14 protein-coding genes are annotated in these 19,457 nt (G+C 57.2%); 12 read left to right on the plus strand and 2 right to left on the minus strand.

Going from position 1 to position 19,457, the window contains the following annotated elements; all coding sequences use genetic code 11:
* The first annotated feature begins 138 nt into the window (after positions 1-138).
* The 6 genes from W02_RS18185 (at position 139) to W02_RS18210 (ending at position 8,661) form a co-directional block, all read left to right on the plus strand.
* On the plus strand, positions 139-645 hold the full coding sequence (locus W02_RS18185; RefSeq protein ID WP_173050299.1) for an RNA polymerase sigma factor: 507 nt from the start codon (positions 139-141) through the stop codon (positions 643-645).
* On the plus strand, positions 645-1,694 hold the full coding sequence (locus W02_RS18190; protein WP_173050301.1) for a FecR family protein: 1,050 nt from the start codon (positions 645-647) through the stop codon (positions 1,692-1,694). The genes W02_RS18185 and W02_RS18190 overlap by 1 nt, the downstream gene beginning before the upstream one ends.
* Before the next feature lie 125 nt (positions 1,695-1,819).
* Positions 1,820-4,345, plus strand: a complete 2,526-nt coding sequence (locus W02_RS18195) for a TonB-dependent receptor (protein WP_173050303.1) — start codon at positions 1,820-1,822, stop codon at positions 4,343-4,345.
* Positions 4,346-4,503: 158 nt separating this feature from the next.
* Positions 4,504-5,025, plus strand: coding sequence for a sigma-70 family RNA polymerase sigma factor (locus tag W02_RS18200; RefSeq protein ID WP_173050304.1), 522 nt, complete (start codon positions 4,504-4,506; stop codon positions 5,023-5,025).
* A 13-nt stretch (positions 5,026-5,038) separates the two neighbouring features.
* Entirely contained in the window at positions 5,039-6,079 is a 1,041-nt protein-coding gene (locus W02_RS18205) for a FecR family protein (protein WP_173050306.1), read from the plus strand.
* Positions 6,080-6,189: 110 nt separating this feature from the next.
* Entirely contained in the window at positions 6,190-8,661 is a 2,472-nt protein-coding gene (locus W02_RS18210; RefSeq protein WP_173050308.1) for a TonB-dependent receptor, read from the plus strand.
* A 207-nt stretch (positions 8,662-8,868) separates the two neighbouring features.
* On the opposite strand, the gene W02_RS21665 is transcribed toward W02_RS18210, so the two are convergent.
* Entirely contained in the window at positions 8,869-9,810 is a 942-nt protein-coding gene (locus W02_RS21665) for a transposase (protein ID WP_173050311.1), read from the minus strand.
* A gap of 500 nt (positions 9,811-10,310) precedes the next feature.
* Here W02_RS21665 and W02_RS18220 point away from each other — a divergent pair, with 500 nt between their 5' ends.
* From W02_RS18220 to W02_RS18240, 6 genes are all read left to right on the plus strand, one after another.
* Positions 10,311-11,378, plus strand: coding sequence for an efflux RND transporter periplasmic adaptor subunit (locus W02_RS18220; protein ID WP_173050313.1), 1,068 nt, complete (start codon positions 10,311-10,313; stop codon positions 11,376-11,378).
* 33 nt (positions 11,379-11,411) lie between these two features.
* Positions 11,412-14,024 carry an efflux RND transporter permease subunit gene (locus W02_RS18225; protein ID WP_197742065.1) on the plus strand — a complete coding sequence of 871 codons (2,613 nt, stop codon included), beginning with the start codon at positions 11,412-11,414 and terminating at the stop codon, positions 14,022-14,024.
* Positions 13,990-14,523, plus strand: coding sequence for an efflux RND transporter permease subunit (locus W02_RS21840; protein WP_197742066.1), 534 nt, complete (start codon positions 13,990-13,992; stop codon positions 14,521-14,523). Before W02_RS18225 ends, W02_RS21840 begins: the two co-directional genes overlap by 35 nt.
* Positions 14,524-14,687: 164 nt before the next feature.
* Positions 14,688-15,203 (plus strand): RNA polymerase sigma factor, encoded by a 516-nt coding sequence (locus W02_RS18230; RefSeq protein WP_173050315.1) that lies wholly within the window; start codon positions 14,688-14,690, stop codon positions 15,201-15,203.
* Positions 15,204-15,261: 58 nt separating this feature from the next.
* Positions 15,262-16,254 carry a FecR family protein gene (locus W02_RS18235; RefSeq protein WP_173050317.1) on the plus strand — a complete coding sequence of 331 codons (993 nt, stop codon included), beginning with the start codon at positions 15,262-15,264 and terminating at the stop codon, positions 16,252-16,254.
* Positions 16,255-16,516: 262 nt separating this feature from the next.
* Complete coding sequence (locus tag W02_RS18240; RefSeq protein WP_173050319.1) at positions 16,517-19,081, plus strand: TonB-dependent receptor; 2,565 nt, start codon at positions 16,517-16,519, stop codon at positions 19,079-19,081.
* Positions 19,082-19,085: 4 nt separating this feature from the next.
* On the opposite strand, the gene W02_RS18245 is transcribed toward W02_RS18240, so the two are convergent.
* Entirely contained in the window at positions 19,086-19,313 is a 228-nt protein-coding gene (locus tag W02_RS18245) for a hypothetical protein (RefSeq protein WP_173050321.1), read from the minus strand.
* Positions 19,314-19,457: the final 144 nt, after the last annotated feature.

Consider the following 19,457-nt stretch of genomic DNA (forward strand, 5'->3'; position numbering starts at 1 on the left):
TTTTCCGGCGGTTGAACATGGCCTGCCGAGAGGCATCGTCCCTATACTGCCTTGCAAAACTCTATCGTGTACCGGCCGGATTAAGACCCGACCAGGGGTTATTCGTCTATATAGATGAGAGAGCAAAACCAATCATTCATGTTGGAAGAACTGTTTCTCAGCCAACGCCACACGCTCGTCATGACGATCGCGCGGATGGTCGGATGTCCTCACACGGCCGAAGACCTCGCGCACGAGGCGTACGTGCGAGTCTCGTCCGCCGTCAGTACGCGCCCGATTCTCAACCTCCAGACATTTCTATTCCAAACCGCCCGTAATCTGGCGATCGATCATCTGAGACGTGAACGGACGCGCCGCCGCTTCATGACAAATGAGGTCGACTCGGAAGCGTGGATGGAGGTGGCCTCTACCCAGCCCTCTCCTGAGACGCAGACGATGGACGGGCAGCGCCTTGCCATGTTCGATGCGGCGCTCTCGAAGCTCCCGCAACGGGCTCGACACATCTTGTTGCTCAACAAGATTCATGGGATGGGGTATCCGGAAATTGCGGCGCAGCTGGGAGTGTCCGAGAGCACCGTCTACAACGACATCCGCATGGCCCTGGCGCATTGTCTGACGGCCATGATGGACAAGGACGCACTGTAATGGCCAAGTCACGTTGGGGGTTACACCTGTCCGGATGGAAAACTCGACGGGAAATGCATGCCGGAGTGTCTCAACGATTCCGATCTGGCGATGGCAAACAACCTGGGCTGAATTCGGTCATGGATCAGGCATTGGACTGGTTTTTGCGGTTGAAGCAAGCGAACGTTTCTACGGCAGAGAGACGATCGTTCGAGGCATGGCAGAAGGCCGACGCTCGTCATGCCGATGCCTATCGATCAGTCGTCAGAATGTGGGACTCTCCTGAATTCGCCGATGCGGTGATGAGACATGGACAGGAAGAGGTCGCCTCGGTACCGCCGAAAAGGGACCGCAATCGGCTGAGATCTCGTGCCATCATCGCGGTCACGGTCGTCATGGCCATCGCATTGATGAATGTCACGGCGATTCGGATCGCACTGGAGTCGGATCACAAGACCGGTACCGGGCAACGGGAAAAGTTTTCGCTGTCGGATGGTTCCATCGCGACCCTGAATACCGGGTCTGCCGTCAACGTCCAATTCTCAGCCTCAACCCGCAGGCTCGAACTGCTCAAAGGCGAGACCTATGTCGAAGTCACACGCGATCCCGAGCGTGCGTTCGAACTGATTGGCGGCCAAGCCTCGGCTCGCGTATTGGGGACAGCCTTTTCGATGCGGCGGGAATCGCAGGCGACCATCGTCACGGTCAAACGTGGTGAAGTGGCTGTGCGGCACGTGGATGAAAACAGCTCGGCGATGCTCCTCCAAGCCGGCGATCAAGTCAGAGTGACGGACAATGGGCTTGAACCGTTGCGCCGCGTCGATCCCGAAGAGGTCTTTGCGTGGGTCGAGGGAAGGCTCCGATTTCATGATCGGACGCTGGACGAGGTCGTCGCGGAATTGAGCCGGTATCACGCGGGAATCATTGTCATTGCGAATTCGAAGCTCAAGACGATGAGGGTCAGCGGGAACTATCGGCTCGACAATCCGGTGGCGGTGATGACTTCCCTCGCTGACGCCACGCACGCCAGGCTCACCAGACTTTCCGATTATCTGTTGATCCTCAACTAAGCGTTCAGCCAACGCTTGTCCTTCACCATTCCATTAAGACTTTGTCCTGCTCCGTTCGTCTAGGTAGAGAACCCTTGATCTCAAGTCAAAGATTCTGGGGAACAACTATCGACGAGGAGCGTGAGATGATATTCAAGGTTCGATCGAAGATACGTGGTGCCATGGTCGCAGGCCTGCTGGTCGGAGAGCTGGGTTCGATAGCGTATGGTGCCTCTCCAACCCAGCCTGTCCAGTCCGATCAAACGTTCGCCTTTGAAATTCCGTCGCAGCCGTTGCCAAGCGCATTGGATGCGTTCATCAAGGTGACGAACTGGCAAGTCGGCTACGGATCTGATCTTGCACAGGGAGTGGTTTCCCCCGGCGTGACCGGCCAATACCCTCCAGGGGAAGCGCTGACCCGCATTCTGGACGGAACGGGATTGACCTATCGGTCGATCAATGGGGATACGGTGACATTGGAACGGACGAACACGTCGGCCGCTTCTGCAGCCGCAGCAGTTGGAGTGGGTGCCATGGCTGCCGCCGAAGGTATGTCCTCAGGCGGTGCAGGCTCCCAAAGTAAGCCGGTCAAGGTGCCGGAGATTTTCGTGAAGGACGTGCGCGAGCGTGAAAATGACACCAAATCATACGTGGCTGAAGAAGCGAGCACCGCCACGAGAACCGACACGCCGATCCGTGACGTGCCGCAATCAATTCAGGTGATCACGCGAAAGGTCATTGAAGAGCAGCGAACGTTTCGCTTGGCCGATTCGCTCCAGAACATCGCCGGTATCGTGACCGATCGCAATACTCAGGGACTCAACGATGCCTTCCTCATTCGCGGATTCAGCGTCACCAACATTTATCGTAACGGTTTAATCGATCCCAGCAACATCAATAACGCGACGGATAACTACAATGTCCAGCGTTTAGAGGTGCTCAAAGGACCGGCATCCGTGCTCTACGGGCAGGGAGATCCGGGCGGGATCGTCAATCTGGTGACGAAGAAGCCGCTGGCCGATCCGTACTATTCCGCAAACGTCATGATCGGGAGCTACAATTTTTATCGGACTGAGCTCGACGCGACCGGTCCTCTCAATGCCAGCAAGACGGTCTTGTATCGAATCAATTTTGCTGGACAGAAAGCGGAGAGCTTCGTCGATTATGTGAAGCGGGATCTGATCGCCGTGTCGCCTGCGATTACGTGGCTGATTGGCGCAAAAACGACGTTGACGGTGGAAGCCGATTACTTGAAACGACAGAATCCCGATTACGGCGGTCTTCCCGCGCTTGGAACGGTCCTTCCCAACATCAATGGCGCACTGCCGCGCAATCGCAATACGACCCTCGGTGAGAAGGAGCGGTATGAGCGAACACAGACCAGGGTCGGATATGACCTGACCCATCAATTCAACAACGACTGGGCCATTCGCAATGCCTATCGATACACCATCTTTGAAGAGAACCAACTCTTGAGCGCGTTTCCGACCGGGTTGCTGCCGGATCAGCGTACGCTGACCCGGGCCGGCATTGAAGGGGGTTCTACCGGATCGATTTGGCACCGGCATTTTCACAACATGTTTACGAATGTGACCGGTCATTTCCCATTGCTTGGAATGGATCATCGGCTGCTCATGGGGTTTGAACTGAGGCAGGACAAAACAGATCCGACTCAGGGGGTATTCCGTACGGCTCCCAATCTGGATCTATTTGCTCCTTCCTATGGCCAAGGACTTGGCGAACAGACGTTCGCCTTCTTTTCAAAGTCGGACTCCAAGATGGCCGGCGCCTATCTCCAAGACCTCATCGAATTATTGCCAAACCTCAAATTTCTCGGAGGTGTCCGCTTTGATTACGTCCATCAAAGTATCAATCCGACGCCGAGCAGCCAGTTAACCTCCGATGATACGGCCGTGAGCCCGCGGTTGGGATTGGTGTATCAACCCATCGAACCGGTGTCGCTGTATACGTCATGGACGCGCGGGTTTCTGCCGAATACCGCAGATACACTGAATCCGAGCGGGCAATTGTTCAAGCCGGAGCGTTCGACGCAGTACGAGGTCGGTATCAAGACATTCTTTCTGGACAATCGAGTATCGACGACATTGGCCTGGTACCATTTGACGAGAGAGAATCTGCTCACGCCTGATCCCACACTCGGTCCCCTCGGGTATTCCCTGCAGACGGGCGAGCAGCGAAGTCAGGGGATCGAGTTGGACGTTACCGCGAGCCTCACGAGCGGCTGGAACGTCATCGCGAGTTATGCCTATACCGATGCGGAAGTCACCAAAGATAACGATCCATCGCTCCTCCACAAGCGATTGGGATTTGTGCCGTATAACAAGGCCACGCTCTGGTCGACCTACTATTTTCAGGAGGGTCTGCTTCAGGGATTCGGCGTAGGTGGCGGTGTGTTTGGGTACACGAGCCGTAATGCCTCAATCTTCGGGCCCGAACTCAATATTCCAGGGTTCGTCCGCGTCGATGCGGCGCTGTACTACAACCATAATCTGCCGGTGGAAAACTGGCTTCATGCCAAGCAGGTCAATCTTGCCGTGAATTTCCGCAATCTCTTCGACCAGGGCTATATTGAGTCTGCATTTAATTCGACAACACGGCTCTTTTATGGCGAGCCGCGCACCGTCCTGGCCACGCTCGGCTTGAAGTTCTAGCTGGAGACAAGATTTCAATGCCGGCGATTCGCTATGGGCAGTCTAGGCAAACAATGAGCGGCATGATAGTTGTTCCCTCGCAAAACACCACGTGCTTTTTATCAGGAAACTAAACATGTTCTTTCGATCGTCATCAGTGCTACGTTGCCGGTCACGATATGTCCACGCACGACTACTCAGAGCATCCTCTCCTGGCCTCCTTTCTCAACTGTTATGACGAGCTGACCCGCTTTCTCACCAGAAAACTTGGCTGCAAAGAATTGGCGGCCGACATCGTGCAGGATACCTACCTGCGTGTGACGCGCGTGGATCACGACACGGACGTCACGCATCCACGCGCATTCTTGTTCCGGACAGCCGCCAATCTGGCGACGGACGCCATGCGCCGCCAGCAGCTGCGTTCGGTTTATGAAGCAGGCGACGTGGCGACTGAGGCCATTGCCAGCCAGGCCCCGTCGGCTGAAACCGTATTGGAAGCGCAGCAGCAATGCCGTTTGCTGCAAGAAGCCGTGGCCACCTTGCCGCCCAAGTGCCGTACGGTGTTTCTGCTTCACAAAGCGCAGCATCTATCTTATGGCGAAGTTGCGGCACAGCTGAACATTTCAAAGAGCGCCGTCGAAAAGCACATGAGCAAGGCGTTGGCGCATTGCCGTGATTATATGGAGCGTGGCGGTAGATGAGAGGTCGCAGACTGTGGTAACACTCGATTCGCTCGTCATGCAGAGTAGGCGCCTGCTTCGGCATGGACATCACGTGACGCCGGATGATCGTACATTATCGGACGAAGCCATTCACTGGAGGGTCCGCCTGCAATCGGAGGATCTGACTCCCGAGGAGCACCGCTCCTTCGAGGAATGGAAGAATCGAACCCCAGACCATCGTGCCGCTTTCGACAAGGTCGATAACCTCTGGCGGGATCTCGATGCGCCCAGCCGTCTTGTGTGGGAGGAGGCCAGCCAGGGAATCAAATCATCCAAAGTCCTTTCACCGGGTGTAGGGCTGAAATGGAAATGGGGGGCTCTTGCTGCGTCGATCGCATTGGTCGTGCTCGCCGGACTATGGTTCTCCGAATATCTGGATCAGTGGACGCCGGGTATGATTTCCACTGCCAGAGGACAACGTTTGAGCATAACTCTGGAAGATGGATCGACCGTCCATCTGAACACGGACTCGACGATCTCCGTCGAATTGACCGAACGACGCAGGTTTATCCGTCTAAAGAAGGGTGAAGCCACGTTTTCAGTCGCACCGGACAAGTCTCGTCCGTTCGACGTTGAATCTGCGGGCGGCATTACGCGGGCCGTGGGGACAGAGTTCAACGTCAGGCGGCACGATGATGAAGTGACGGTGACGGTGACAGAAGGGACCGTGGAAGTATCTAAGTTAGACCAGGCGAATCGCCAAGCCAATCCATCACAGGTGACAGTCGGTGAACAGATCGGGTACAGCCGTCGCACGGGTATCGGTGCCGTATCGCAGGCCGACCTGGTGCAAGCAACGGGTTGGCGCAGGGGACAATTGGTCTTCGATCTCAAACCGCTGGGAGAAGTCGTCGAAGAAGTCGATCGGTATTGGCCGGGTAAAATCCTGGTGATCAGTCCCGGCCTCCGTCAGCATCGCATCAGCGGTGTCTTCAAGACAGGTGATCCTGCGGCGGTCGTGCATGCCTTGGAAACGACATTCCATGTCAAATCAGTGACGGTCGCCGGATATCTCGTCGTTCTCTACCAATAGCCTCAGGCTGCTTTCCAAACATCCCGATAAAAATTTCTTCGCAACCACTTGGGGTGGTACCGAGCTCGTGCGTCTTACGGGCGAGGACCGAACTTATCCAAGAGGGTTGCATGAACAGGTGGATGCTCTGTGCCGGCGTGCTATTGGTGTGCGCGTTAGCGGTAGTCGGCGGTCCGGAATATGTACTTGCCGAGCCGATGGATTTCGAAATCGCTGCGAAGCCACTCGCGGGCGCATTGGCCGAATTCGCGGCAAAGACGAATCTTCAAGTCCTCTACAGCGGCGAGTTGACGAAAGGCCTGAATACGAACGGAGTTCACGGCCTGCACGAGCCGGAAGAAGCATTGAAGATTCTCTTGAAGGACAGCGGGTTGACCTATCGATTCACTGACGCCGAGACCATCACGCTCGAGCGCGATGGTTCCGCGAATGCTCTGCCCGCAGCCGGGATCGCCGGAGCCGCGGGGGTGGCCGCAACAATGGAATCGACACCATCAGGGCAGGGATCGCAAAAGCCGGTCAAGGTGCCGGAGATTCTCGTGAAGGAGGTTCGGGAGCGCGACAACGATACGAAATCCTATGTGGCCGAAGAAGCGAGCACTGCCACGAGAAGCAATACGCCGGTTCGTGACGTGCCGCAGTCGATTCAGGTGATCACCCGGAAAGTCATCGAAGAACAGCGGACGTTTCGTCTACAGGACAGTTTGGAAAACGTATCCGGCCTGGTCACCAATCGCAGTTCCCAGAACCTCAACGATTCGTTCCTCATCAGAGGATTTCAAGTCAACAATGTGTACCGTAATGGTCTCATCGATCCCAGCAATATTCTGAACGGGACAGATAGTTACAATATCCAGCGACTCGAGGTGCTAAAAGGACCGGCCGCGGTCCTGTATGGACAGGGTGATCCCGGAGGCATCGTCAACCTCATCACGAAGAAACCGCTGCCCGATCCGTATTACTCCATCAATGCGACATTCGGAAACTACAACTTCTACCGATCCGAGATCGAAGCGACCGGCGCACTCAGTCCCGGTAAGACGCTGCTTTACCGCCTCAACGTTGTCGGACAGGATGCGGGAAGCTTCGTCGATTACGTGAGGCGAGATCTGGTAGGCATCGCTCCCTCCTTCACGTGGTTGATGAACAATCGCACGACACTTACGGTGGAAGCCGACTACTTTAGACGATGGATGCCTCGGTACAGTGGAGTTCCTGCCCTTGGAACCGTGCTTCCGAATATCAACGGCGCGCTCCCACGCAGCCGGAATGCATCGCTTGGCGACTTCGAGAAGGACACGCGACAGCAGACTCGGGTCGGCTATGACCTGACGTATCAATTCAACAACGATTGGGCGGTTCGCAATGCGTATCGCTATACGGTGTTTGAACGGACCGAACTCGTGACCGCAAATCCGGGCGTCCTGCAAGCCGATGAGCGGACGCTGACCCGCTTTGGCCAAGAAGGCACGTGGCAACGCCACTTCCACAACATGTTCACGAATCTGACCGGCCGATTCAAGCTGTTGGAAATGGAACATAATCTGCTCGCCGGCTTCGAACTGCGGCAGGACAAGACGGACCCCACCGAAGGGGTGTCGCGAACGGCCCCCAATATTGATCTCTATGCGCCGAACTACTCACAGGGGTTGGGGCCGATCACGGCTCCGTTCCTTTTAAAGGATGATAGCAAGATGGCAGGGGTCTATCTGCAGGACATGATCGCCTTGTTGCCAAATTTGAAATTTATGGGAGGAGTCCGCTTTGACTATGTGCATCAGAGTATCAACCCCACGTCCAGCACTCAGGACACCTCTGACGATACCGCTGTCAGCCCCCGGCTAGGCTTGGTGTATCAACCTATCGAACCGGTTTCGCTCTATACCTCTTGGACCAGAGGCTTTCTTCCCAATACTCCTTCTGTGTTCAATCCCACTGGGCAATTGTTTAAACCTGAACGATCGACGCAATATGAAATCGGCATCAAATCTTTCTTCTTGGACAATCGAGTATCAACAACGCTTGCCTGGTATCATCTCACGCGAGAGAATTTACTCACTCCGGACCCCTTCAATCCTCTTGCCCAGGTCCAGACCGGGGAGCAACGCAGCCAGGGTGTTGAGTTTGATGTGGCCGCCACTCTAACCAGCGGATGGAATGTCATTGCAAGCTATGCCTATACCGATGCCGAGGTCACGCAGGACAATGATCCGACACTGGTCAACAAACGCCTCGCCTTTGTTCCATATAATAAGGCCACGTTGTGGTCGACGTATTATTTTCAAGAAGGAGTGCTGCAGGGGTTTGGAGTTGGCGGCGGTGTATTCGGCTACTCGAGTCGCAATGCTTCGCTGTTTGGGCCACAGTTGAACGTGCCAGGCTTTGTGCGAGTGGACGCCGCCTTGTACTACAACCACGATGTGCACTCCGGCAACTGGCTTCATGCAAAACAAGTCAATCTCGCGCTGAATTTCCGCAATCTCTTTGATCAGGGCTATATCGAATCCGCTTTTAACTCCACCACTCGACTCTTTTACGGCGAACCTCGCACCGTGCTGGCCACTGTGGGGCTGAAATTCTAACGGCTAGCTCACGGAGGCGATTGTGTTGCAAAAATTCTGCGTGTCCGAGGTTCCTAGCCCTGCCCCAAACTGGGGTCAGTTCTTGACTTTGCATGCGGCAAAAACTCGGACTTGGTGAGGCGAACGGGGTGCGGCTTCGATTGCCGTCTGAATTTTCGAGACTCGCGACAGGGAGATTCGAAAGCGAATCGAATTCAAAAACTGGGGTCAGTTCTTGACTTTGCATGTGGTAAAGACTCGGACCTGCTGAGGAGAATGTGATGCGGCTTCGATCGCCGTCTGAATTTTCGAGACTCGCGACAGGGAGATTCGAAAGCGAATCGCGACGGTCTGCAGCGGTTCATTCGCCACGCGCCGCAGCAAGTATACCGCTGTGTGATAGGCCTCGCGGTGTGAACGCTCGAGGACGGCATGCACCGGTAATCGATACGTGGTGGCAACGCGCTCGAGGACTTCGTCTGGAGAGAGACGGGTGGGGCAGGTTTGAAGAGCGGGAACGTTGATCAGCGGCTTCCCTTGAACGAGTCGTTCGATGCGTTCACGGAAACTGAGGCTGCCAAGAAAGATTTGGCCTCGCAGGTCCTTCCACGGTGACGGCTGGTGAAGCCCTTCGGCAACGAAGCGTCGGTAAGCGCTCCGAGCGGTTGATGTGTTGCGGTCGAAGAGGGACAGCACTGCAGAGACGGCAACCCAGTCTGGCGCGTCTTGCATGCCAGCGGTGGCTCGATAACTACTCCACGGCCACACCCCTGCCTCCGGCACCATGCCGGCTCGCACCGGATTCAACACGACATAACGGCAGAGTTCCTGGAGGTAGGGCTCCTTTTCCACAAGCAGACTTTTGAACCGGCCTTGCAGCAGGTGTCCCACGCGTTGATGGCCGCGATTGAACCATTGGGTGTAGGTGCCATGGAGTCGCCGGAGGCCACGACTGAGATTTGGCTCAGGCGTTTCAATCACGAGGTGATAGTGGTTCCCCATCAAGCAGTAGACGTAACAGTGCCAGCGCTGTTGCTGGACCTCACGACTGAGTAGGCGGATAAATTGTTGCCGATCGCCGTCATCAAGGAAGATAGGTTGTTGAGCATTACCGCGCGCGGTGATGTGGTAGAGCGCGCCGGAAAATTCGAGGCGGAGCGGGCGGGCCATGGGACGAGACGATAGGGCGTAGCTGATGCGAAGTCAAGAACTGACCCCATTGTGCCTTCTGACCCCCATTGTGCCTTCAAGAACTGACCCCATTGCGCATTGTGCCTTTCGGCATTGAAACCTGTCTCAGCCTGGACTAGGATCAACAGGGCTTCCAAGCGGCCGGAGGGTCTCGAATCCCGGAGCCTGTGTCCACAATAAGGATCACGAGACCATGATCAAAACATCCGTCGCTGTTGAACGCACGGTGGCTTGCTTCGATAGAAACCGTCGTCATACCTTGCATCCTCAATCCAGCGCTGTGCTTGACGATTTCGCCTCACGCTGAAGCGTGGGGGGCGGTGGGGTCCTGTCTTTGAGCGGGTAGCTTGTTCATGCTCTAGAGCGTTGTTGCGCGATCGAGCGAGAGCTGAAGCACGTGGCGTCACAACGGCTGCTTATACGCGGCAGTCTGACGCCATCGCGGTTGTGCTGAGACTTCAAGGGCCGAGAGGTCGTTCATGTCACGTCGATGGATCGGACTGGCGGTTCTCCTCCTGGTGCTCGTCGGCCTGGCCACGATGCTCATGTCTCTGCGAAGCGGGCGCGCGACCGGCGAGCCCCGCGTAACTGGACCGGAGGAGCAGAGGACGCTCGTCGAGACGGCGTGGGTGCAGGTCGCCCCGATCGCCGAAACCGTCACGGCGGTCGGCAGTCTCGACGCCAATGAATCCATCCTGATTCGTCCGGAGGTCGCCGGCCTGATCACCCGCATCCACTTCCAGGAAGGACAGTCGGTCGAAACGGGCACCCTGTTGCTCGAGCTGGACGATTCCGAATTCCAGGCTCAAGCGGCCCAAGCGGCCGCGCAGGAACGGATCGCGCGGTTGACGTATGAGCGGCTCAAGCGGCTCGGCATCAATCAGACCACGATTGTTCCGGCTCAACAACTCGACGAAGCCTGGAGCCTGTTGCAGGCCGCCGAAGCCAATCGCCTGCTGTATCAGATGCGGCTCAAGAAAACGAAGATTCGCGCGCCCTTTGCCGGGACGGTCGGCTTGCGCCGCGTGTCTCCGGGCGACTATGTCCAGCCGGGACAGGACGTAGTCAATCTGGAGGACCTCCGGACGCTCAAGATCGATTTCAAGGTTCCCGAGACATACCTCAGCCGCCTGGCGCTCGGGCAACACGTGACGCTCTCGACCGATGCCTATCCGGACCGGACGTTCAGCGGCGAGGTGTATGCCGTTGATCCACGGGTCGAGGCCACTAATCGGGCCGTCCATGTCCGCGCACGCATGCAGAACGAAGACGGGCGACTCCGTCCTGGCCTCTTTGCCACAGCGGCGCTCCTGCTGGCGAGCCGGAATGAAGCGTTGCTGGTTCCCGAGGATGTGGTCGTGTATCAACTGAACAAGACGTTCGCGTACCGCGTCGTGAATGGATCGGTTCATCTCACGGAAATCACGCTGGGCCAGCGCGCGCACGGCCGCGTGCAGGTCGTGTCAGGTCTTCAGCAGGCGGATATGGTCGTCCGGGCCGGCCACCACAAGCTCAAGGACGGGGCGCGCGTCGTCATGGCCCAATAAGACTCGCCGCCGATCCATACACACACCTCGCCCATGACCTTGTCTGACATCTGCATCCGCCGTCCGGTTCTCGCCACCGTGATGACCCTGCTGCTGTGTCTGTTCGGAGGGCTGGCGTTCACGGCGCTGCCCGTCCGCGAGTATCCCGCCGTCGACGCGCCGATCGTGGCCGTCGGCACGACCTATCCCGGAGCCGATGCCCGCATCGTCGAAACCGAAGTCACCACTGTGCTGGAAGATGTGCTCAGCGGGATCGAAGGGCTTCGCACCATCCGATCCAGCAGCCGTGAGGAGGTCTCGTGGATCACGTTGGAGTTTTATCTGTCGCGGGATCTGGACGCGGCCGCCAACGATGTGCGGGACCGCGTCGCGCGCGTGAGCCGCCTGCTTCCCAAGGATATCCAAGCTCCTCTGGTATGGAAATCGGACGCTGATGCGGAGAACATCCTGTTTCTGGCCTTGCTGAGCGACCGTCACAGCGAACTGGAGATTACCGACTTTGCCGAGCGCCACATCAAGGATCGGCTGGGAGCTCTGCCCGGTGTGGCGAACATCACCTTGGACGGGGAACGCCGGTATGCCATGCGCCTCTCGCTGGATCCCGACCGCCTCGCCGCGCGGCGCCTCACGGTGCACGATGTCGAAGAAGCCTTGATGGAGCAGAACGTCGTGATTCCGTCCGGGCGCATTGAAAGCGAGCGCCGCGAGTTCAGCGTCCGGACCGAGGGCGCGCTCCGGACGGCCGAGCAGTTCGATCGGCTGATCATCGCCTATCGCGACGGCTACCCCGTGCGCCTCCGTGAAATCGGACAAGCCGAGGTGGCCGCGGAAGACGACCGAAAAATCATCCGGGTCAACGGCCGGCGGGCCGTCGGGATCGGCGTGATCAAGAACTCGCAAGGCAATACGCTGGAGGTCGCCGAGGCGGTGAAGCGCGAAGTGGCCCTGTTGCGCACGACGCTGCCGGACGGCATGGCGCTGATGGTGCCGTTCGACAGCTCGATCGCCATCGATCGGTCCATCCGTGAAGTCTTCCGCGCGATGGGGTTGTCGCTATTGCTTGTCGTCGCGGTGATTTTTCTTTTTCTGCGGAGCGGGTTCGCGACCCTCATTCCGGCGGTGGTAATTCCCGCCTCGATTCTCGGCACGTTCGCAATCATGCAGAGCATGGGCTTTTCGATCAACGTGCTCACGCTGTTGGGGTTCGTGCTCACGATCGGGCTCGTGGTGGACGACGCGATCATCATGATGGAAAACATTCATCGGCGGATCGAGGACGGCGAGCGGCCGTTCGAAGCCGCCCGCGCCGGCAGCCGCGAGATCGGCTTCGCCGTCGTGGCCACGACGCTGGCGCTGGTCGCCGTCTTCCTGCCCATCGTCTTTCTGCCGGGCATGACGGGCCGGCTGTTCGCTGAGCTGGGTGTCGCGGTTGCCGGGTCCGTCCTGCTCTCCGGCTTTATCGCCTTGACGCTGACGCCGATGATGTGCGCGCGGCTGCTCCGCCCGCCGGCCGATTCGCGGATGAACCGGGCTGCGTCCTCGCCGGTGTTCGACGCCGTCTGCAACGGCTACCGGCGCCTGCTGCACGCCTCGTTTCACCTTCGGGGCGCTGCGATCGGAATGGGCGTTTTGGCGCTCGGGCTCGGTCTGGCGTTGATCGTCACGCTGCCGTCCGAGTTGGCCCCGTTGGAAGATACGGGATGGTTTACCGTGCATCTCATCGCCCCGGAAGGCGCCACCCTGCGCTATACCGACGAATACACCCGCCGGTTCGAAGCGCTGTATCAACGCATTCCCGAGCTGGCATCCTCCTATACGGCAGTAGCGCGCGGGGGCAGACCCACACAGGTGAGCCGTGCCGCGAGCTGGGCGGCGCTGAAGGACTGGGATGCGCGCGAACGGACGCAAGCAGAGATTCTCGAAGACCTTCAGCCGTCGCTCCCCGGCATTACAGGCATGACGGTCTTTGCCGTCAGCCCGCAGCCGTTCAATCAGGGATCCAACCGGCTGCCTGCCCAACTCGTCATCGGCGGCGCCTCGTATGAGGAATTGAGTCTCGTTGTGTTGCGGATCAAGGAGGAGGTGGAGACCTCGGCCATCCTCGCGATGTTCGACTCAGATCTGGAGTTGAACAAGCCGGAGCTGGTCGTCTCGGTGAACCGCGATAAGGCCGCGGATCTCGGCGTCTCGATCGGAACCGTCGCTCGAACGTTGGAAACGCTGCTCGGCGGGCGGAAGGTGACCACCTTCGTTCGGGACGGCAAAGAGTATCCGGTCATCGTGAAGATCAGGGACGAGCGTCGTATCCGTCCGGCAGACATCGACAACGTCCACGTGGCGGCCAAAGCCGGCGACTTCATTCCCTTGGCCAGCCTCGTGGCGCTCAAGGAATCGGTCTCGCCCAGACAGTTGAATCACTATAACAAGCTGCGCGCCGTGACGGTCAGCGCCGGTCTCGCGCCGGGGCATACGCTGGGGGAGGCCGTGGATGAATTGGAACGGATCACGCGGAAATATAGTCCGCAGGGAGCCACGATCGCGTACACGGGTTCGACACAGGAATATAAAGAATCCAGCCGCCGGCTCGAGGTCACGTTCGTTCTGGGCCCTCGTGGTCATCTATCTTGTCATGGCCGCCCAATTTGAAAGCTTCGTGCATCCCTTCGTCATCCTGCTGTCTGTTCCACCGGCCGTGGTGGGAGCCGTCCTCGCCCTGAAGCTGAGCGGCGGGACTTTGAACATTTATAGTGAAATCGGTCTGGTGATGCTGATCGGCCTGGTGAGCAAGAATGCCATTCTCATCGTCGAGTTTGCCAACCAACTGCGCGCCCGCGGGGCGGCGCTGGAACGCGCCGTGCTGGAGGCTGCGACGCTGCGGTTGCGCCCCATCCTGATGACGACGGCCGCGACGCTGCTCGGGGCTCTGCCGTTGGCATTGGCGACGGGGGCCGGGGCCGCAGGACGCCGCCAAATCGGCCTGGTCATCGTCGGCGGGCTGGTGGTCTCCACCTCGCTGACGCTGTTTCTGGTGCCGGCGGTATATCGGTTACTCGCCCGCAGATCGCATCATCCGGAGCCGGCTGCATATGAGCCATCGTCTCCACCGGTCTGCGAGCCGGAGTCGTCTGTCGCCGAACTCCGGTGATCCGGCGAACGGGAGAATAAACTGATCTACTAATGGACGGGACGGAACTGCAAAGACCTCCTGCCCATACATCTGGCTGTCAGAACCCACCTGGCGTTTGAACATGGTCTTTCCGAACCGATTGGTCTACGCTCGGCCTCCTTTGGGGAGATTCCTGGGGTGCCATGACCTCGGCAGACATCGAACAGCTCTATCGTGAACATCAACCCACGTTGGTGCGCTGGCTCGCGCGTCTCGTCGGGTGTCGGGAAACAGCGGCCGACCTGGCGCAGGAAAGTTATTTGCGCATCGCCGGAATGGACGGCCTGAAGACGGTCGATCATCCCAGGGCGTTCTTGTTTCGCACGGCCCGGAACCTTGCCTTCGACCACCTACGAAAAACGAATACGCGCAGCAAGACAGTCGAGCCGCTCGACGACGCGCTGGATGTTCCCAGTGCGCAACCGTCGGTCGAACAAATCTTATTGGATCGCCAACAGGTCGATCTGTTCACCAAGACGCTCGAGGCACTTCCCGACCGGTGCCGGGAAGTCTTTATCCTCCATCGATTCCATCATTGTTCGTACGACAGTATTGCCCGGCAACTCGGCATCTCAAAGAGCACAGTCGAGAAGCACATGATCCGGGCATTGCAGCATTGCCGAAAGGCCATGCTTGAATACGAGGCGTCCAGCCGATAGAGGGATTACCCAAGGCATGCGTCTAGGAGATATACTTCACATTTCCCATACAGGTGGCATGTCGCTGACGATGACGGACGACCGCTCTCAAGATGAAATGGATTCAATGGGTTCGCCGGCAGGCCCATCCGATGAAGCCATCGTGTGGTTCGCCAGGTTGTCTTCGGGTGAAATGACAGACCGGGAACGGACGAAGTTTTGGGAGTGGCGAAACCACAGTGCCGACCACGAGCAGGCATTTGTGGAGATCTGCAGGCTTTGGGATAAGCCCGAATTGATGGAAGCGGCGGGAGCACTGGCAGGATTAGGCACGCAGGCGGAGAGCCGGAGTATCCCGGAGCGGCATTGGGTTCGGGCGCTCGTAGCGGCGGTCGTCCTGCTGATTGTGAGTGCCGTGGCATACCAATTCGACGTGCCGATTCGTTTCCAGGCAGACTGGCTCACGGCCGTTGGAGAGCGGCAGACGATTACGTTGGCGGATGAATCGACCGTCATCCTGAATACGAACTCTGCCATCGCATCCAACTATCGTCCGGACAGCCGCCGGGTGCAGTTACTCAAGGGCGAGGCGATGTTCAAGGTGCAGCCGGATGCGACGCGGCCATTCTTGGTTGAGCATGGCGGGTTGGTCGCTCGGGCCGTTGGTACCGCGTTTGTCGTGCGGGAGTCCGGCAACATCACCCACGTTTCGGTCGTGGAAGGAGTGGTGTCGGTGGAATCATCGACGGCTTCTCAGGTCACCCTGGAGGCCGGTCAGCGGGCGATCATGAATGCTGACGGCAAGATCTCCGTGCAATCGATCGATACCGATGTGACGTTGGCCTGGCTGCAAGGTCGACTGGTATTTGAAAACACGCCGTTCGTTCAAGTGATTGAGGAAATCTCGCGATATCACGGAGGCTATATCGGCGTCTGGAATCCCTCGCTGGCCGGTCTCGCCGTCAGCGGAACCTACAATCTCTCGAACCCCACCACGATTTTAGCGACGTTAACGAAAACTCTCCCCGTACAGATGACCCGTATAACCGACCGGTTCGTCGTCTTCCGATAATCGAGACTGACTCCGGTGGTTATAGGGCCTGTCCCGTTCTTCAATGATCCGGGTCCTGACGCACCCTGTCCAGTCTCCCCTACAGATCTCCGGCACAGAATAATTTCTAAACACGATAGAGGTAGGGCCTCCTTCGTCCGTCAAGGCAGCACGCAGAACGAAAAATTCCTACGTGAGGCATGGCAGGCAAGGGAGGTGCTGGATGGTGCGAAGGCCGACACAGGCAGAGCAGTCATGTAGTCTGAGCGACAGGAGACGGCAGGTGAGGGGACGGCCACAATGGACGATCGCCACTGTGACCATGGTGTGTGTGTTCATGGTGGGCGGCATGGTTGACATCGCCGCTGCGTCCTCGCCGGTACTCCTTGCTCAAGACCAGCAGTTCTCTCGAAGCAAAACGCCGATGGAATTTGATATCGCTTCACAGCCGCTGACGTCGTCGCTCAGTAAATTTGCTGCGGTGACAGGTCTGCAAGTGAGCTATAACGCAGAACTGGCGAGCAACTTACAGTCCCCGGGCGTCGTTGGTCGTCTTACCCCGGAGGAAGCCCTGACGCAACTATTATCCGGTACGGGGTTGGGCTTCACTTTCGTGGATCAGGATACCGTGACCCTGCAACGAACAAACGGATCTCCACAGAGCGCCGTGCCGCTTGCGGCTGGGGCAGGAGCGGTGGCCGCCGCAGAAGGCGGCGCTTCCGCCGCTACGGCGAATCAGAAGCCCGTCAAGGTGCCGGAAATTCTCGTGAAAGAAGTACGAGAGCGGGATACCGATACCAAGTCGTACGTGGCTGATGAAGCCAGCACCGCCATGCGAACCGATACGCCAATCCGTGACACGCCGCAATCAATTCAAGTAATTACGAGGAAGGTCATCGAAGAACAGCGGGCAATCAGGCTAGACGACGTGCTTCAAAATGTCAGCGGTATTTTCTCTGCCGCCCTCAGTAATGATGTCAATGATGGATTTTTTATTCGTGGCTTTGCTGTGAGCAATAATCAATTCGTGCGCAATGGCCTGATCGATCCCTTTTCTGCATTGAATGCATCCGATCCCTATAACATCCAGCGACTGGAGGTGCTGAAAGGTCCCTCTTCGGTTCTCTATGGAATTGGTGATCCCGGTGGCGTGATCAATATCATCACGAGAAAACCACTCCCCGATGCGACTTATTCTGCCAATGTCATCCTAGGTAATTTCAACCTCTATCGCTCTGAGCTCGACGCCACGGGCCCACTGAATGCCAGCAAGACACTACTTTATCGGATGACCGTGGTCGGCCAAAAAGCCGGTAGCTACATGGACTTCGCCAACCGAGATGTTGTAGGGATTACTCCAGCCATGACCTGGATCGCAGGGTCTCGTACCACGCTGACCATCGAAGGGGAATATTTCAAGCGCTGGACGCAGCGTGTTTCCGGCCTTCCAGCGGAGGGCACGGTGCTGCCTAATATCAATGGACCCCTCCCTCGGAATCTTTTTACTGGGATGGGCGATTTCGGGCGTAATAATCGAACGAACTATCGAGTTGGGTATGATCTGTCTCACCAATTTAACAACAATTGGTCCATTCGAAATATGTATCGCTATTCGATCCAAGATATCAGTCAAGTCAATGGTGAGCCCGTAGCCTTGGATGCTGATCAACGGACCTTCCAGCGAATATGGTTTGGATCTGAGACGAGTATTGCTCGAGCGCATTATCACGACATGATCACGAATGTGATTGGTCATTTTAGAATTTTCGAGATGGACCATACGTTGTTGACTGGATTGGAATTGCGACAAGAGCGTAGCAATCCCTCCCAGCAGGTTCTTCGCATGGATCCCTCATTGAGTCTGGACCTCTACGCACCGAACTACGGTATTAACCCGTATAATGCGCCCATCGTGAGCAATAGTCGGTTTGATCAGGGTCAGAGCCTCGCTGGGGTCTACCTTCAAGATCAAATCGCTCTGTTCCACAATCTCAAACTCGTCGGCGGCATCCGTTTCGACTATGTACATCAGTGGGCAAAGAACGGCCCCTACCTGGATAATCCGCCTGAGCAGAATTCCGACGACACGGGGGTGAGTCCGCGTGTTGGATTGGTGTATCAACCCATCGAGCCGGTTTCGTTGTATACCTCATGGATGCGTGGGTTCTTGCCCAATGCTCCTGGTTTTTTTAATCCTACCGGTGCGCTTTTCAAGCCTGAGCGATCGGAACAGTATGAAGTCGGGATGAAGACCTTCTTTCTGCAGAATCGTGTGTCCGCGACGCTGGCCTGGTATCACCTGACCCGGCAAAATCTTGTTACACCCGATCCGTTCCTCCCGGGGTTCTTAGTCCAGACCGGTGAGCAGCGCAGTCAAGGCATCGAGCTGGATGTCACAGCAACTCTTGCAACAGGCTGGAACGTCATTGGAAGTTATACATATACCGACGCAGAAGTCACTCAAGACAACGATCCGGCGCTTGTGAACAAGCGCTTGGGGCTGGTTCCGTATAACAAAGCGTCGATCTGGTCTACCTACCACTTCCAAGAGGGAGCCCTGAAAGGATTTGGTCTTGGCGGAGGGGTATTGGGCTATACAAGCCGGAATGCGTCGATCTTTGGGCCGGGGCAAGTGGAAATGCCAGGCTATGCCATCGTGAATGCCTCGCTTTACTATGATCACGATCTGCAATCTGGAAATTGGCTAGGGGCAAAGCAAGTGAATATCGCAGTGAATTTCAGGAATTTGTTCGATCAACGTTACGTGGCAGTTGCTGAGAACAGCACAACTCGTTTTTACTTCGGCGATCCCCGCACGGTACTGGCCACAGTCGGCTTGCGGTTCTGAACGTTCATAGATTTCGATGGTAAACATGCCGTGCCAGTGGAGTGAAGGCAAGCTGGGTGGTGAGCGCAAGAAGACCCGAAACACGATCAACATCAATGCCCAGCGTGACGTCGATATCTCTCGTCAGGCGCGGCTCGCCGTACAACAAGACCGCTTGGCCGCCGATAATCATGTAGGGAATTCCGGCGCGGTCGAGTGCGGTGGCCAGCCGTTCAAGCAGTTGTGTGAACATTGAGCGCTCTGGCCAGGCGTATATCTGTGTCGATACCGTCGAGCTACGGGATCTGAACGCCAACACTGTACACGGTAAATTCTCTGCATGTTCCTGGCGTAGGAACATTCCTGCATGGTCATCATTTTGCTAGATTGGACGCCA

Origin of the sequence: Nitrospira sp. KM1 (assembly GCF_011405515.1) — a bacterium.
In the GTDB taxonomy this organism is placed as follows: Bacteria; Nitrospirota; Nitrospiria; order Nitrospirales; family Nitrospiraceae; genus Nitrospira_C.

Coding starts and splice junctions, on each gene's coding strand:
- W02_RS18185 (WP_173050299.1), top strand. CDS start 139: ATGTTGGAAGAACTGTTTCTCAGCCAACGCCACACGCTCGTCATGACG.
- W02_RS18190 (WP_173050301.1), top strand. CDS start 645: ATGGCCAAGTCACGTTGGGGGTTACACCTGTCCGGATGGAAAACTCGA.
- W02_RS18195 (WP_173050303.1), top strand. CDS start 1,820: ATGATATTCAAGGTTCGATCGAAGATACGTGGTGCCATGGTCGCAGGC.
- W02_RS18200 (WP_173050304.1), top strand. CDS start 4,504: ATGTCCACGCACGACTACTCAGAGCATCCTCTCCTGGCCTCCTTTCTC.
- W02_RS18210 (WP_173050308.1), top strand. CDS start 6,190: ATGAACAGGTGGATGCTCTGTGCCGGCGTGCTATTGGTGTGCGCGTTA.
- W02_RS21665 (WP_173050311.1), bottom strand. CDS start 9,810: ATGGCCCGCCCGCTCCGCCTCGAATTTTCCGGCGCGCTCTACCACATC.
- W02_RS18220 (WP_173050313.1), top strand. CDS start 10,311: ATGTCACGTCGATGGATCGGACTGGCGGTTCTCCTCCTGGTGCTCGTC.
- W02_RS18225 (WP_197742065.1), top strand. CDS start 11,412: ATGACCTTGTCTGACATCTGCATCCGCCGTCCGGTTCTCGCCACCGTG.
- W02_RS18230 (WP_173050315.1), top strand. CDS start 14,688: ATGACCTCGGCAGACATCGAACAGCTCTATCGTGAACATCAACCCACG.
- W02_RS18235 (WP_173050317.1), top strand. CDS start 15,262: ATGTCGCTGACGATGACGGACGACCGCTCTCAAGATGAAATGGATTCA.
- W02_RS18245 (WP_173050321.1), bottom strand. CDS start 19,313: ATGTTCACACAACTGCTTGAACGGCTGGCCACCGCACTCGACCGCGCC.